This is a genomic window from Prevotella sp. PTAC (assembly GCF_013166535.1).
Lineage (GTDB): Bacteria > Bacteroidota > Bacteroidia > Bacteroidales > Bacteroidaceae > Prevotella.
This window is the reverse complement of sequence record NZ_JABKKK010000004.1, coordinates 106,642-122,281: the sequence shown is the minus strand read 5'-3', so window position 1 is coordinate 122,281 and position 15,640 is coordinate 106,642. Positions and strand designations below refer to the sequence as shown.

Annotated in this window: 11 protein-coding genes; 5 read left to right on the top strand and 6 right to left on the bottom strand. The window is 48.8% G+C overall.

The genetic code is table 11. The annotated features are described in order from the left end of the window. Positions 1-26: 26 nt before the first annotated feature. Complete coding sequence (gene mutA, locus HPS53_RS04105; RefSeq protein WP_172204555.1) at positions 27-1,880, bottom strand: methylmalonyl-CoA mutase small subunit; 1,854 nt, start codon at positions 1,878-1,880, stop codon at positions 27-29. Positions 1,881-2,581: 701 nt separating this feature from the next. Between mutA and HPS53_RS04100 the strand changes: the two genes are divergently transcribed. The 5 genes from HPS53_RS04100 to HPS53_RS04080 all read left to right on the top strand — a co-directional run bounded on the left by HPS53_RS04100 (position 2,582) and on the right by HPS53_RS04080 (position 7,802). Beyond that, positions 2,582-4,270: a putative transporter gene (locus HPS53_RS04100; RefSeq protein WP_104370357.1), complete on the top strand. Its 1,689-nt coding sequence runs from the start codon at positions 2,582-2,584 to the stop codon at positions 4,268-4,270. Between the two features lie 103 nt (positions 4,271-4,373). Continuing rightward, entirely contained in the window at positions 4,374-5,348 is a 975-nt protein-coding gene (locus tag HPS53_RS04095) for an OadG family protein (RefSeq protein ID WP_104370356.1), read from the top strand. 26 nt (positions 5,349-5,374) lie between these two features. Further along, positions 5,375-5,839 (top strand): biotin/lipoyl-containing protein, encoded by a 465-nt coding sequence (locus HPS53_RS04090; protein WP_104370355.1) that lies wholly within the window; start codon positions 5,375-5,377, stop codon positions 5,837-5,839. Between the two features lie 7 nt (positions 5,840-5,846). After that, positions 5,847-7,004 carry a sodium ion-translocating decarboxylase subunit beta gene (locus tag HPS53_RS04085; protein WP_104370354.1) on the top strand — a complete coding sequence of 386 codons (1,158 nt, stop codon included), beginning with the start codon at positions 5,847-5,849 and terminating at the stop codon, positions 7,002-7,004. Positions 7,005-7,205: 201 nt separating this feature from the next. Then, the gene (locus tag HPS53_RS04080; RefSeq protein WP_104370353.1) at positions 7,206-7,802 is read left to right on the top strand and encodes a response regulator transcription factor; all 597 of its coding nucleotides are present in this window, start codon (positions 7,206-7,208) and stop codon (positions 7,800-7,802) included. An 808-nt stretch (positions 7,803-8,610) separates the two neighbouring features. On the opposite strand, the gene nrdG is transcribed toward HPS53_RS04080, so the two are convergent. The 5 genes from nrdG to ligA form a co-directional block, all read right to left on the bottom strand. Beyond that, positions 8,611-9,075: an anaerobic ribonucleoside-triphosphate reductase activating protein gene (nrdG, locus tag HPS53_RS04075; protein WP_104370352.1), complete on the bottom strand. Its 465-nt coding sequence runs from the start codon at positions 9,073-9,075 to the stop codon at positions 8,611-8,613. Between the two features lie 107 nt (positions 9,076-9,182). Then, positions 9,183-11,279: an anaerobic ribonucleoside-triphosphate reductase gene (nrdD, locus tag HPS53_RS04070; RefSeq protein WP_172204553.1), complete on the bottom strand. Its 2,097-nt coding sequence runs from the start codon at positions 11,277-11,279 to the stop codon at positions 9,183-9,185. A 195-nt stretch (positions 11,280-11,474) separates the two neighbouring features. Next, complete coding sequence (locus tag HPS53_RS04065; RefSeq protein ID WP_172204551.1) at positions 11,475-12,434, bottom strand: LuxR C-terminal-related transcriptional regulator; 960 nt, start codon at positions 12,432-12,434, stop codon at positions 11,475-11,477. Between the two features lie 259 nt (positions 12,435-12,693). Next, the gene (locus HPS53_RS04060) at positions 12,694-13,362 is read right to left on the bottom strand and encodes a B3/4 domain-containing protein (RefSeq protein ID WP_172204549.1); all 669 of its coding nucleotides are present in this window, start codon (positions 13,360-13,362) and stop codon (positions 12,694-12,696) included. Between the two features lie 100 nt (positions 13,363-13,462). Continuing rightward, entirely contained in the window at positions 13,463-15,484 is a 2,022-nt protein-coding gene (ligA, locus tag HPS53_RS04055; RefSeq protein WP_172204667.1) for an NAD-dependent DNA ligase LigA, read from the bottom strand. Between the last annotated feature and the right edge of the window lie 156 nt (positions 15,485-15,640).

Here is a 15,640-nt window from a genome sequence, read left to right as displayed (position 1 = left end):
TCCGTTTTTTCTGCGTTTAATTAAAATTAAATTCCCAGTTTACCGTTATATTCTTTCAGCGTTTCGAGCACATTGCACTTAACATGAACAAAATTCTCTATGCCGGCAGCTTTCAGTTCGTCCATGCAGGCGGGAGCACCGGCCACAATGAACATGGCACGATTGGCGAGATAGTTGAATGCGGGAACGGAATATGTCGCGTATTCATCATCGCTCGAACAGAGAACGACTATGTCGGCACCTGCCTTCAACGCAGCGTCTACACCCTCCTCGACCGTATCGAAACCGAGATTGTCTATTATCTTATAGCCCGCACAAGCCAGGAAATTGGATGAGAACTGCGCGCGAGCCTGGCGCCAAGCCAGATTTCCGATGGTGAGCATGAATGCGACAGGAGTCTTTCCGCTCTTCTCGGTGGCGAGACGAAGCTGCTCGAAATCGGCTGCCATACGTGTCGAGTTTATCGACTTGAACGGAGCCTCCTCCTTATGGCCGCAGCAGCAAGAGCATGCCAGCGGCTCCTTGCCTTCGGCCGTCTCGGTGAAGTTGGGGAACTGGTTTGTGCCGAGAATGAACTCCTTGCGCTTTGCCGCGTCGGCATGGCGCTTGTCATTTGTGGCATTGATGTCGTCCTGTACCGTACCGGCTTTCACAGCGGCGAGGAATCCTCCCTCTTCCTCTATTTTGAGGAACTGTCTCCATGCCACATCGGCCAGTGAGTGCGTCAGCTCCTCTATGTAGTAAGAACCCGCCGACGGGTCTACGACCTTGTCGAAGTGGCTCTCTTCTTTCAAAAGCAACTGCTGGTTACGGGCTATACGCTCTGAGAACTCGGTCGGTTTCTCGTATACGGCGTTGAACGGAGTAACCACGATGGAGTGAACACCTCCCAAAGCGGCGCTCATCGCCTCCGTCTGTGTACGCAACAGGTTGACATAGCTGTCGAACATTGTCTTGTTATAGGATGTTGTGGCGGCATTGACAATCATCTTGCAAGAGCAGTCGCACTTAGGCTCATACTGCTTCACGATTTCGGCCCACAGCAGACGTGCCGCACGGAACTTGGCAATCTCCATGAAATAGTTTTCCGATATACCCATGTAGAATTTGATGCTCCTTGCCGCCAAATCCACGTCTACTCCCGCCTCTACGAGCTGATGCAGGTATTCATTACCCCAGGCCAGTGCATATCCCAACTCCTGCACGATGTATGCTCCAGAGTTGTTCAGAGCCTCCGAGTGCACCATGATACAACGCATGTGGGGATAATCTTTCAACTTCTCCACGAGTCTGGGAGCCGTGGCAAGCAGAGGTGTGGTGTCCTTGCCTCCGACCACCATCTTCTCGATCGGGTCGAAGCCTATGCCACCGACGATCTTCTCCTTGTCGTAGCCTTTTTTCTCGAAATATGCAGTGAGAATGTCGGCCAGTTCGAGCACATGACGCTGACAAGTGCGGAAGCTGACTTCCACGATGTCGCAACGGATTCCGTCGAGAAGGGTCTCTACAAACTCCGCGTTTACCTTGTCGCCGTGAAACCTGAAACCGAGCGAGTCGACACCTTTATCAAGGATGTCGAGAGCCTTGGCATTGGCTTCTGCCGCATTGTCGGCGATGATGTTCTGGCGCACATACCATGAATTGTCGTTTTTCTTGTTGCCGCGTACAAACGGGAACTCACCAGGCAGAGCATCGGGAGTCTTCAACTTCAATACATCTTCCCTGCGATAGAACGGTTGTACGTTAAAACCTTCGTTTGTTCTCCATACCAGTTTCTTATTGAAGTCGGCACCTTTCAAATCCACCTGGATTTTATCCAACCACTCTTGGGTGGTGGGAGCCGCAAACTCGGTAAAGAGTTTCTCTCTATTGTTTGACATAGTTCGTATTAATATATGTTTATTATATAAGTTACACAATATTTATTTAAAACGTGATACGACATGCAAAGATATATTAAAAATCCGACAACGTGACAAAATACAACAGTTTTTTTATTATTTACAAGGTGGATATAATGATAAAAATTTACAAACAGCCGCTTATATCCGGCTTATTTTGAAAAATACTTTTTCCCTCCGCCAAATACCCGAATTTTGAATTGTTTTTCTCAATACATTGAGTATCAATACATTAAATACAAACACAAGAATAAAAGCGACAAAACATAATATTCCAAGGATGATGTTTTTTGCAACGAGCGTCTAATCGCATCGCATTTAGACGCTCGTTGCGATCCAACGGGATACTAAACGCAAGCCGAAAGCATGCTCAATGGCTTCCAACGAGCGTCCCGTCGCAGACCGAAAGGCTCAAAAACGACTGCCGACGACCATTCATATGCCGTATCATAGCGTGACATATATCGTGTCGCCGTTCTATTTCGACATAAAAAGCATACAAAAAAACCGGAACTTTTTCTTTACAACGGCTAAACAACACGAAATTATCAATTTGACCTTTTATAACATTCTATCCGTAACGTTAACATGTATTTCGAAAAAATACTGCACAAAAATTATCTTTTGAGCAATATTTTAGCTAATTTTGCAGGCATAATAAAGATTATAAATATTAATCAATGGACTGGCTTATAAAATTATTCACCGCCACTGATTCGGTAGCGCACATAGCGATGCTCTACGCTCTTGTAATCGCAGTCGGCGTTCTTTTGGGTAAAATTAAGTTCGGAGGCATCGCCCTCGGAGTCACCTTTGTGCTTTTCGCCGGCATTATTGCCGGTCATTTCGGCCTTACAGCCCCCGCAAATATCCTTACGTTTGTTCAGGATTTCGGTCTGATATTGTTTGTGTTCATGATCGGCCTGCAAGTAGGTCCCGGCTTTTTCGAAAGTTTCCGAAAAGGCGGAATCACACTCAACATGCTCGCCATGAGCACCGTATTGCTCAACGTGGCGGTAATGTTCGCATGCTACTTTTTCTTTTTTGACACGAGCAACCCGATGAACCTGCCAATGATGGTGGGCACACTATACGGAGCGGTCACCAACACACCCGGTCTCGGAGCGGCCAACGAGGCGCTCGGCAGCGTATTCGAAGACGGCACGGCACCGCAAATAGCCGCCGGATATGCTTGCGCATACCCGTTGGGCGTGCTCGGAATAATAGGCGCCACGATAGCCATAAGATATATTTGCAGAATAAAACTTGAAAACGAGGAGAGACGGCTGAGAAACGACAATGCCGAGAATGCGCACGTAAAACCGCACATGATGCACCTCACGGTGACAAACTCATACCTCGCCGGCCGGACCCTGAAACAGATACACGACTTCCTCAACCGTGATTTCGTATGCTCACGCATATTGCACAACGGGCACGTAAGCATTCCCAACCGCGACACGGTATTTCATCTTGGCGACCAAGTCTTCATAGTATGCGCCAAGGCCGATGCCGAAGCCATAGTGGCTTTCATTGGCCCGGAAACCAATGTGGAATGGGAGAAACAAGACCGGCCGCTCGTATCGAAACGAATACTCGTCACAAGACCATCCATCAACGGCAAGACTCTCGGACAAATGCACTTCTCATCAGCCCACGGCGTGAACGTCACACGTGTCACCCGTCAGGGGATGGAGCTCTTTGCCAGTCCCGACCTTGCCCTTCAAGTGGGAGACCGTGTAATGGTGGTAGGCCCGGAAGACGCCGTCGACCACTCGGCCGAAGTGCTCGGCAACTCCATCAAACGACTTGAAGCGCCGAATATAGCCACGATTTTCCTCGGGATAATGACCGGTATAGTCTTCGGCAGCCTGCCGCTGGCAATCCCGGGAATGCCGGTACCCATGAAACTCGGTATCGCCGGAGGCCCGCTAATCATCGCCATACTCATCGGCCGATACGGATATAAGATGCACCTCGTGACATACACCACGACAAGCGCAAACATGATGCTGCGCGAAATCGGCCTCGTTCTGTTTCTCGCAAGCGTCGGAATAAAGGCGGGTGCCGGATTTTGGGACACGGTAGTAGCCGGCGACGGACTGAAATACGTCGGCACGGGCGTACTTATCACGGTCATCCCCATCCTCATTATCGGCACGATTGCGAGAAAGCGGTATAAATTCAACTATTTCACAATCATGGGTATGATAGCCGGAACATACACAGACCCGCCGGCACTGGCATACGCCAACCAGTCATGCTCGAAAGACGCTCCGGCAGTGGGATACTCCACGGTATATCCGCTGAGCATGTTCCTACGCATACTTGTCGCCCAACTCATCATCCTGCTGTGCTGCGGGGCATGACTTCGCCGTGCATATACATGGCGGCAAAATCAAAGACGGCATGAATACACACCTGGAAAGAAAATCTTACCAATAACTTATATAATAACAATTTAAAACAAACATGAATAAATTCGGATTACTGTTAGGTTTGTTGCTGACTGCCGGTCCGTCTGTGATGCTCGGACAAATAGAGAAGAGCATCAGACTGAACGAGGTCGTGACCGACAACACAGCCGGTTTGCAGGACGAATACGGACATTGCAGTCCATGGATAGAGATTGCCAACGTGTCGCACACTACGTATAACATACGCGGCATGTATCTCACCACAGACCGCTCCGTGCTCGACAAGAACATGAGCGTGCCTGAAAGGGTAAAGCGCATGTGCATAATCCCCAACGGGGAACCGCGCACAAACATCGGCGGGCAACAGCACCTGCTGTTCTTCTGCAACAGCAACCCGGCGCAAGGCTCATTCTACTTGCCGCTGCAAATAGAACCGGGAAAGCCAGTATGGATCGCCCTCTACAACGGAAACGCCACCGAACTGCTCGACTCGGTGACCGTGCCGGCCCTTGCCGAGAACAAGTCGTACGCACGACAGGATAAAGGCGTGAGGATGTGGCAGGTCAAACCTGAAGACGCGGTCACTCCGGGCATATCCAACTATATCAAGGTCAGTGAGTCGAAAATAGCCAAACTGAAAAGGGAGGATCCGCACGGATTCGGCATTTCGGTGCTCGCCATGAGCATTGTTTTTTCTTGTCTGGCATTGCTATTTATTGTATTCACTCTTTTCGGACTCTTCATGCGCCACAGGAACACGGCCAAGAAAGTGGCCAATATGCAACCGCTGAAAGTCGGGGTGAAAACGGTGGAGAAGACGACCGAGATAGGACACAAGACAAGCGTAATCCTTCAAGACGGCCTCAAGACAAAGGGTATAGACAAGGAGATATACATCGCCGTGATATCAATGGCTCTGCATGAGTATCAGAACAACATACATGATATGGAAAGCGGTGTGATCACCATCAAGCCCAAACACACAGACTGGAATGTCGAGTACATACAAATGACACAATTTCACGAATAAAAAACAAACATAACAGCATTATCATCATGAACCAGAATAAATATCAATATAAGGTACAAGGCGTAGACTACGACGTTGAGATAGAAGAATTGGTGGGAAACGTTGCCACCGTCAAAGTTAACGGGGTATCATTTGAGGTGGAACTGAAACACCCCATAAATCCGGCCCACGCCATTTCACACGCAAAGGTGGAAGCGCCCAAACCGGCTCCAGCCCAGTCCAAGACAACGACAACGGCTTCCGTAAGACCCACACAACCCGCGGCACAAGCCGGTGAAGGAACCCCCACGACGGCGCCACTGCCAGGAACGATTGTGTCCGTATGCGTAAAAGTGGGAGACAAGGTCAATGCGGGAGACACTGTGGTAATCCTCGAAGCGATGAAGATGCAGAACAACATCGAAAGCGAGAACTCAGGTACCGTGACTTCAATATCCGTTAATCAGGGCGACTCGGTCATGGAAGGTGCCGTGCTGCTCACAATAGCATGATGACGACATGGGATTTACTGATTTTTTGATTGAGAACTTCAACGAGTTCCTTACCTACACAGGCTTCGTAAACGCCACTGCGGGTAATCTGATCATGATCGCTGTGGGTGCGGCACTCATCTATCTTGCCATCAAGAAAGACTTTGAGCCGCTGCTTCTCATACCCATCGGATTGGGAATAATACTCGGAAACATACCTTTCCGCACCGACGCCGGTCTCGAAATAGGCCTGTATGAAGACAATTCGGTGCTCAACATCTTCTACCAAGGTGTCCGCATGGGCTGGTATCCGCCTCTGGTATTCCTCGGGATAGGTGCCATGACAGACTTCTCGGCACTCATTGCCAACCCGAAACTGGTGCTTATAGGTGCGGCCGCACAGTTCGGTATATTCGGAGCATACATGGTTGCGCTCGCGCTCGGCTTCGAACCAAACCAAGCCGCGGGCATCGCAATCATCGGAGGTGCGGACGGACCTACGGCCATCTTCCTGTCGTCAAAACTTAGCCCGAACCTAATGGGAGCCATTGCGGTGTGCGCATATTCATACATGGCACTCGTTCCGCTGATCCAACCGCCGCTCATGCGCCTGCTCACGACAAAGAAAGAGCGCGTGATACGCATGAAACCGGCTCGACAGGTGAGCCAGACAGAGCGTATCCTCTTCCCTATCATCGGACTCCTGCTCACCACATTCATCGTACCTTCGGGTCTGCCGTTGCTCGGCATGCTCTTCTTCGGCAATCTGCTGAAAGAATCCGGCAAGACGACACGCCTCGCAAAAACTGCCGGTTCGGCTCTGAACGACATCGTGGTGATGCTGCTCGGTCTGACAGTGGGATGCTCGACACAGGCCAGCGAGTTCCTTACCGTGAACACATTGTTCATCTTCCTCATCGGAGCATGCGCATTCATGGTTGCGACGGCAAGCGGAGTGCTGTTCGTCAAGTTCATGAACTTGTTCCTGCCGCAAGATAAAAAACTCAACCCGCTTATCGGAAACGCCGGTGTCTCGGCCGTACCTATGAGCGCACGAATAAGCAACAACCTCGGACTTGAATATGACCGGCACAACTTCCTGCTCATGCACGCCATGGGTCCGAATGTAGCCGGTGTAATCGGTTCGGCTGTGGCGGCAGGTACCCTGCTCGGTTTCTTATCATAATCCACCCGGTTTTACGTCAAAAAAATAACGCCGGAATATTCATGACTTATGATAATGTCACATTCATTTATATACAAACGGCCATTTCTCTGACATTGGATGACAGAATGTTAGTATTGAATGGAAGCTCATTTTAACGATCGATAATGATTCGTCTAATGCAGGATGAGAATTGTTTAACAAACAGCACATATACATTCCATGAACGGTAACAGACCGAAAATAGCTATAATTGACCCTAATACCCTTGCGGTATTAGGGTTAAAAAATATATTACAGGATGTGATACCCATTGCGGCTATCGACAATTACGGCTCGTTCACAGAACTTCAAGCCAATAACGCGGACAAGTATTTCCACTATTTCGTGTCAATGGATATTCTGTTGCGCAACCGCAGTTTCTTTGCCGAGCGACGAAACAAGACAATAGTGCTAACAATCGGCACGGATCCCGAGTCGCAGCCGAGCGGATTTCACAGCATTTGCGTAAACGTTCCGGAACAACAACTGATAAAATCCATACTGGCACTCGAACAGCGAGCACATGCCAACGGCCGCAACCTTCCTCCACTACCCCAACCCGCACAAACAAAAATACTATCCGACCGTGAAATAGAAGTCATGGCTCTCATCACGCAAGGGTTTATCAACAAAGAGATAGCCGACCGGCTGAACATCAGTATCACCACCGTCATGACCCATCGTAAGAATATAATGGAAAAGCTGAATATCAAAAGTGTTTCTGCCCTGACTGTTTTTGCAGTCACTCACGGTTATGTCGACATAAGCAAAATATGATATTTCACGCCGAAAAGCCTCAAAAACAGCCAAAAACGAATACGAAAATATCAAGCATAAAAACCGGTTGCCTAACAAAAGAAATACAAATGCAACCAAAAACAGCACCGGTTGATCTATAAGAAAACTAACCTTACGGCAAACAACGGGAACGCCAGGATATCAAAAGAACCGATTACGGTCTAAAGCGGAAGTCTATAAAATTATAAAACAACCTATATCACACCGTCGGAAGCGGAATTTATCCACTTATAAAAACACTTGCCGACGCAGAAACTCTGTCAATCTCTATAACTTATTGATACTTACTTTCTTGTGGTGATGCTCGGGAGATTTTAGCAACAGAATAGCAACAAATGTCTGACAACTCCTGAAAAGTCGGATCTTGAGGCTTATTTTCCACGCAAAAAATAAGAGATTACGATAAGAAAAAATCCAATCATAATCTCGTATGTGCTTCTACCGCAAACACATCGAGCAAACATAATGCCCATTTATCACATGGCTAACAACCAATCCAATATCCGGCTCCTTCATAAACATGACTTATCAATGACCATTTCAGATATTACGTTATCCATAACGGACAAACAGCGCCATGATAGTTATGATCCGGAAGGATTAATTAAGACGCCCGTTCCATAACAGACAAAAAAACATGTTAACGACAAATGAATATTCATCCCGCGGCATATATATGTCATTCATTGCAAACATACTCCTAAACAGACCATAAATCAATGACATGCCAACAACAAACGCAAAGCGGTAAGCTCTCTATGCCATACTTTTATGAATATGAACCGCCCTATTTCCAGAACCGTGAGGTTATATCCGTGAAGTCATCGCCTGACGCACGTTTGTAAAGCCTCTGGTTCGTGGTGCGCTCTTTCAGGCACCCGAGATGCTTGATATATGGTCCGAGCTTTATATAATCAAAGTCAGTCTTGCGCACTGCGGACGGTACACGACTGCGACCGCTATACCACGCCACCTTCAACCCCGGATGCTCACGGTGCAGATAGCGGGCAAGTGTGTTCACATACGTCGGTTCTGCGTCTCCACCCATAAAACAGACACAGGTTATATCGCTTCCATATTCCTTTATAAACCCCTCCAAAACCATTGGCGTCAGCGGCTCACCGATATTCTGCCACAGGTATTGGCTGTGACAACCCGGACACCGGCACGGACAGTTAGACAGATTTATAGAGAGTGTGACCTCGTCGGGGATCTCCTGAAATACCACTCCCGTATTCACAAAGTTAAGCATACGCTCATCTGATTGACAATTGAATATTGATTATCCTTTATTAACCCAGACCGCAGACGGCATAAAATCAATCACTCCGCCCGCCAACCACACACAGCAGACCTTCATTATAAATCGGCATGCGCATAGTGTCTGCGGCTTGCCTCCCTCTGACGGGCCTCCGAGAAATTGCTCACACGCTTCAGATAACCGATGATACGCGTCATGTAGTCTATATTCTTCGAGTGGCACTTAGGACACTCGTGCAAATAGCGCTTATCTATCGTACCGCAATCATTGCATATTGTATTCGGTATATTGAAAGTGAAATAATTGCATCCCTCTCTCGCCGCCACGTTGAGCAACTGACGATACTGTGCTTTCGAGAGGTGTTCTTCAAGATTCATGTGCAGTGCCGAACCACCTGTGAGGTGCTGAATGTAAGGAGCTCCATGCAACTTGAACTTGTCAATGATATTCAATGAGTCGTCTTCCACTATATAGAAATAACTGTTGTAGCAGTCGCGCGGCACGAAATAGCCGTCTTCCCTATCCCACTTGGAATGCTTCACACCAACATTCTCCGCAGGAATCATCTCGCAGTTGAACAGCACATCCTTCGTGCGATACTCCTTGTTCTTCCGCTCTACCAGTCCGAGCACTGTCTGCACAAAATTCAGATAATCGGGATTATCGGTGATAGCAAGCCCCATAAACTCGGCTGCCTCAACGAGTCCATTCACTCCTATTGTCAGATACTGCCGGCCAATATTGATATATCCCGCATCGAACAGAGGAAGCATGCCATGCTGCCACAACTCTTTCAGGTTTTCATTATAAGCGAGTTGCACTTTGTGGCAAAGATCTATCACATCTGTGAGATACTCCTTATAGTCCATGTTGTTGTTCACGGCATACTGTATGCAGCGGTTCAGGTTTATCGTCAGCACACTCTTGGAACCAGTCGACACACCGCCCGCACCGAGAGTATAGCTAAATCCGTTGTCCTGTATCTCGTTGCGCAACCTACAACAACTCGAAAGAGAATCGGCATTGTCACTCATATAAGTAAAGAACGAGTGACCTTCTGAATACATCTCGGAAGTGAAATCGGCCATGTCGGCGTCTATCATTTCACCGTCTTTGCTCAGCAGGGCCATTGTTTCCACCGGGAAAGTGAGCACTGCCTTTGTGCGTTCCCTGTTAAACCATTTCATGAAACGCTTTTGAAGCCAGCAAAGTCCGTTCCAGTCGGGCTGACTGCCGTCGGGAAAATAAAACTCTCCGAAAAGGCTTTCGAAATACGGTTTGTCGTAGTATGCTATATTCCAGAATACCGCCTGATAATTACGGGCTCCTGTAGGCTGGTTTATCGAGTACACAATCTGCTCGAAACAGTCGGTTATCACTTTGTCGATCGTACGCCGCTTTGCCGACAGGTCTACCACATCACCCGCTTTCTTATAGTAATCACGGCCATATTCCAAACCGATAAAATAATTGAGATACATAAGAAATTCCGGTGTGGCACATGCCCCGCTGAGCATGCTTGACACCATGAACACCATGTTGACAAAACCACCGCAGAACGATTTAAGATTTGTCGGAGCCGTCGAATTGCCACCGATAGACATTGTCCCACCGATAAGCCACGGGTACATCGTTATAGATGCGCAATAGTTTGCCAGGCTCGTCTCATCATTCTTATATATAAAATGATGCGTGAGCAGGTCGATGTATTTGTCTGACAGGTCCTTACCATACATTTTCTTTATACGGTCTGTCATCAGACGACGGTTAAGCCGGATAAAACTCGATTTGGGCAACTCTCCTATGAGTGTCGCTATGTTCTTATGCTCCACGTTAGCATTTGCGTCATATTTAGAGCCGGTGGCGGCATTGGCAGCCTCACAATAGTCGGCGAGAAATTTCAGTTTGTCCATCGTCTCCCGGTCCTCAGTGTGCCGCTGCCGATAAAGCATGAACGATTTGGCAACCCTATAGTAGCCTTCTTTCATCAACGACTCCTCCACTTGGTTCTGTATCTCCTCTACCGTGATACCCTCATGAATATCGAGATGGCTCAATATACTTGATATATGCCCCAGGTCGGCAGGCTCTTTTACAGACTCGAACGCCTTGATGATGGCATTCATTATTTTATCGAGTGAGAAACGATCTGTCGAACCGTCTCTTTTCGTAATGGTAAAGCTCTTTATTTCCATCGCAAGTTACTCTTTTTGGAAAACTTTTTTGAATTTAATTTTCAAAAAGTTTTCCGTTTTTGAAAATTTATTGTTAGATTTCTCTCTTTCCGGTTGAACACTTTGGATTACCAAAGCCGGATGCAAAGATACAATAAAATCCGATACCACGTACCGGATTTGCCATAATTTATATGTATAATCACAAACTTTTCTTCACAGCTTAACTGCCGAAATATCCACCAGCCCGTTCACTATCGCATATATCGTCAGGCCTGCCGGACTGTGTATCTGCAACTTACGGGCTATGTTCCGGCGGTGTGTAATAACCGTGTTCACACTGATGCACAGATGATCGGCAATCTCCTTGTTCGCCATCCCCTGTACGAGAGCCACGATTACGTCACGCTCACGCTCCGAGAGCATGTCACCGTTCTCCTGCCCTCCCTTGAATACCATCGACGATATGTTTTTCGTCACGTCGCTGCGACGCGACAACCGTTCAAGCCGCCTGATAGCAGGCACAAACACCTTGTCTTCCACCTGGGCGTGCAGGCTCAGCCACTCCTCATTGTTATATATGTCGTGCAGGGTTGCCATAAGCTGGTTATTCCTACGCACATCCGACGGCATATATTTGATAATCAGTATTTTCAGCTCTTTAAGTTTCTCAGATGCTTCCTCGTGTGTCTTTGAGAACGTCTCTATCGTGTAGTCGCCCGCGGCACGCCCTTCCAGAAGCGCATTCACGTATGGGAACAGTGTCTGCTCCTCATACATCATGTGCCTGCGTATCTCTCTGGAATACTCGTCGTAAAGTTTCATTATCAATATGCCGAGACTGTCGCTCTCGTCTATCGACTCGGCCAGCTCGCGCCGGATGAACGGCAGTTGGAAGTCGAGATAGTACACATGGCTCGCTTCGAGATAGTGCAGCAACGTGGGCACGGACAGCTGTTCATCGTTGTCGAAATCGGAATAGCCGTTGATCACGAGGTTCACCACAGCGAGAAACGTGTATGTGTCGACGCCATTGTCCTCGCAAATCTCCTTCACCGTCTTGTCTCCGAAACCGAGATTGATGCCGAAACTGCCGAGCGACTGCAACAGGTCGTAGTTGTCTTTGATGAGCGATATCATCTTGTCGCCCGCCTCATATATCTTCTGATGTTTCATTGTTTTTAGCCATTTACCTTTATTCCATGCAAAAATAAACAAATTAAAGCATTCCGACAATAATCATTTGTAAGTATTTAAGCCATCCGAATTATTCACGTCATGGCATTTTTTAGGTAATCATTAATACGCAAAAACACTGCCGGAGGGCATTATACACCGCTATTATTTCAATAACTACTTTCACAAATACATCAGAACAAAAGGAAAACAATGGCGGATTTAAGACATACTATGTATGGGAAGCGGCGCAAAGGTATCACGGCCTGTACGCCGTGATACCTATATCTCTGCCCGAGGCGTATCCGGCCAGCAGACCGCCGACATACCGGGCGTTAGCCATTACCTGCCCTTCATCACCGTCATAACCGTTTATCAGCACGAGCACATGGCGTGTTTCCATCGTCATCTTGGTACGCTCGTTGTCGCTTGTAGGCGTACCCACACCACCGGCGGCATCCCTGTATACAGGCAGACCGGCTATATTGAGCATCCCACGGCCTATCCCCTCATAAGGCTCGCCTTCACGGCCGATGCCGAGCGTGAGAGTGTCACCCTCAAACCGGCCGGCGTCGAAACCGCCGATACTGTATCCGTAAGCAATGCTCGCAAGGTTGACAAGGTCTACGAGCGTATCTATCCTGTACAAAGGCTTACCCTGTATGATGCGCCTCATGAGCGCCTCGGCCGCCGGACGGTAGCGGCTCGGATCCTTTCCGCACGCCTTGTACACACGTCTCGTGGCCCCGATGCCCGATATTTGCTTTATCGTCTCCGTGGTATGTTCAGCCCTAAACCGCTCGGCAAGAGTGTCTATCTCGCTCCACAGAGCGGCGTTATGCTCCGTATTGACCACCCGTGCCTCCACCGCCGCACCCACAAAACCAGGACACACGGTCTCTATCTCGCTTGAAACAATTATCCTCATCTCGTCAAATAGCATTAAAACGTTCTTTCATCACAACCGACCCGCAAGCAAACAGCAATGGAGACGCCAACCATCACCAAGCGGAATACCTGCCTATCGGCTACTCACCCAACATAGTAAGGAACTCATCCTCGTCCACTATGCGTACCCCGAGTTTTTCAGCCTTTTGCAACTTGGCCGGCCCCATGTTGTCGCCGGCGAGTATGAAAGAGGTTTTTGAACTTATCGAACCAACGCTCTTACCACCGTTCCGCTCTATCATCTCTTTATACTCGTCGCGTCCGTGATGCCTGAACACACCGCTGATGACCACCGACTGCCCCGCCAGCTTGTCGCTGCCGCCCGCCATCTGCTCTTCCGAGAGTCGCATACAGACCCCATGCCCACGCAGACGTGATATTATTTCGAGATTTTTCCCGTCGCGGAAATATGTCATCACGCTGCGGGCTATCACCTCACCGATGCCTTCCACCTGAGTAAGTTCATCCATACCGGCCGCCGCCAATGCTTCCATTGTCTTGAAATGGCGTGCCAGCAACTTGGCGGACGTCTCACCGACAAAGCGTATGCCGAGGGCAAACACCACCCGCTCAAACGGCACTCCGACCGAGGCCGCTATACCCTGGACAATCTTTTGCGCCGATTTGGCGCGGCTACCGTCACCGTTTATCTGCTGAATGTCGATATCGTATAAATCGGCTATATCATGTATCAGTCCCCTACGGAAATAATCGTCTATCGTCTCCGGACCGAGGCTCTCGATGTCCATTGCCTTACGGGATATGAAATGCTCTATACGCCCCTTTATCTGCGGAGGACATCCGGTATCGTTCGGGCAGTAATATGCCGCCTCTCCATCATAGCGCACAAGCTCGGCATCGCATTCGGGACATCGTTTTACAAACTCCACGGCCTTTGTTCCGGCCTCACGGCTGTCTGTGTCCACACCGACAATCTTAGGTATTATCTCCCCTCCCTTTTCCACATACACGTAGTCACCATCGTGCAGATCGAGACTGCGTATGAAATCGGCGTTGTTCAGCGTGGCGCGCCTGACAGTGGTACCGGCAAGCCGCACCGGTTCCATATTGGCAACTGGAGTCACCGCACCCGTGCGTCCCACCTGAAAAGTAACATCGACAAGCCGTGTACGCTCCCTCTCGGCCTTGAATTTATATGCTATGGCCCACCTCGGGCTTTTTGCCGTATACCCAAGAGCACGCTGCTGGCGATGCGAATTGACTTTCAGTACAATGCCGTCTGTAGCCACAGGCAGATTTTTACGCTCCTCGTCCCAGTACCTTATGAACTCGTATATCTCGTCGAGGTTCTTCACCTTGCGCATGCCGTCGCTTATCTTGAAACCCCACGAGCGGGCAGCTTCCAGGTTCTCATAATGCCCGTCGGCCGGAAGTCCATCGCCGAGCATGTAATAAAGATAGGCATCGAGATGCCGGCCTGCCACAAGAGCCGAGTTCTGACTCTTCAAAGTGCCGCTCGCCGCATTGCGCGGATTGGCAAACAGCGGCTCTCCGGCCGCCTCACGCTCTTTGTTAAGCCGCTCGAACACGCTCCAAGGCATGAGGATCTCGCCACGTATTTCAAACTCTCCCGGAGGAATGACCTGTCCGGAAGAGTGTGGCGCGGTAAACAACTCCAACGGTATTGTCCTTATCGTCTTAACATTGGCCGTCACATCATCGCCACGCACACCGTCTCCTCTGGTGACGGCACGCACAAGTTTTCCGTCGATGTATGTGAGACTTATCGACAGACCGTCGTATTTCATCTCGCAGCAAATATCAAACTCCTCACCGCCAAGCCCTTTCTTCACCGAGTTGTAGAAGTCGGCCACTTCCTGTTCGCTGTACGTATTGGACAGTGACAGCATCGGATAGCGGTGCTCCACCTGCACAAACTCACGGTTTATATCGCTGCCGACACGTTGCGTCGGCGAATTTTCATCGGCCATGTCCGGATGGCGGCCTTCAAGGTCTTGAAGCTCACGCATCATCATGTCAAACTCAATGTCGCCGATTGTCGGCGCGTTCAAAACATAGTATCTGTAATTATGCTCGTGCAACTCCCTGCGCAGTTGCAATATTCTGTCTTTCTCGCTCATCGCTGTCATCATTTTAATATGCTTAAGATTATCCGAAATCGTACGATGCCACTTTTACCATACACGTCGGTCTTACGCATACCCCCGTGTCGAGGCACATCATTATATAGTGCAAACTTACAAAAAATATACCGAAAGACGAAACAGACAATTGTT

Coding starts and splice junctions, on each gene's coding strand:
- nrdG (WP_104370352.1), bottom strand. CDS start 9,075: ATGCTTAACTTTGTGAATACGGGAGTGGTATTTCAGGAGATCCCCGAC.
- HPS53_RS04085 (WP_104370354.1), top strand. CDS start 5,847: ATGGGATTTACTGATTTTTTGATTGAGAACTTCAACGAGTTCCTTACC.
- HPS53_RS04065 (WP_172204551.1), bottom strand. CDS start 12,434: ATGAAACATCAGAAGATATATGAGGCGGGCGACAAGATGATATCGCTC.
- HPS53_RS04080 (WP_104370353.1), top strand. CDS start 7,206: ATGAACGGTAACAGACCGAAAATAGCTATAATTGACCCTAATACCCTT.
- HPS53_RS04090 (WP_104370355.1), top strand. CDS start 5,375: ATGAACCAGAATAAATATCAATATAAGGTACAAGGCGTAGACTACGAC.
- HPS53_RS04060 (WP_172204549.1), bottom strand. CDS start 13,362: ATGAGGATAATTGTTTCAAGCGAGATAGAGACCGTGTGTCCTGGTTTT.
- mutA (WP_172204555.1), bottom strand. CDS start 1,880: ATGTCAAACAATAGAGAGAAACTCTTTACCGAGTTTGCGGCTCCCACC.
- HPS53_RS04095 (WP_104370356.1), top strand. CDS start 4,374: ATGAATAAATTCGGATTACTGTTAGGTTTGTTGCTGACTGCCGGTCCG.
- ligA (WP_172204667.1), bottom strand. CDS start 15,484: ATGAGCGAGAAAGACAGAATATTGCAACTGCGCAGGGAGTTGCACGAG.
- HPS53_RS04100 (WP_104370357.1), top strand. CDS start 2,582: ATGGACTGGCTTATAAAATTATTCACCGCCACTGATTCGGTAGCGCAC.
- nrdD (WP_172204553.1), bottom strand. CDS start 11,279: ATGGAAATAAAGAGCTTTACCATTACGAAAAGAGACGGTTCGACAGAT.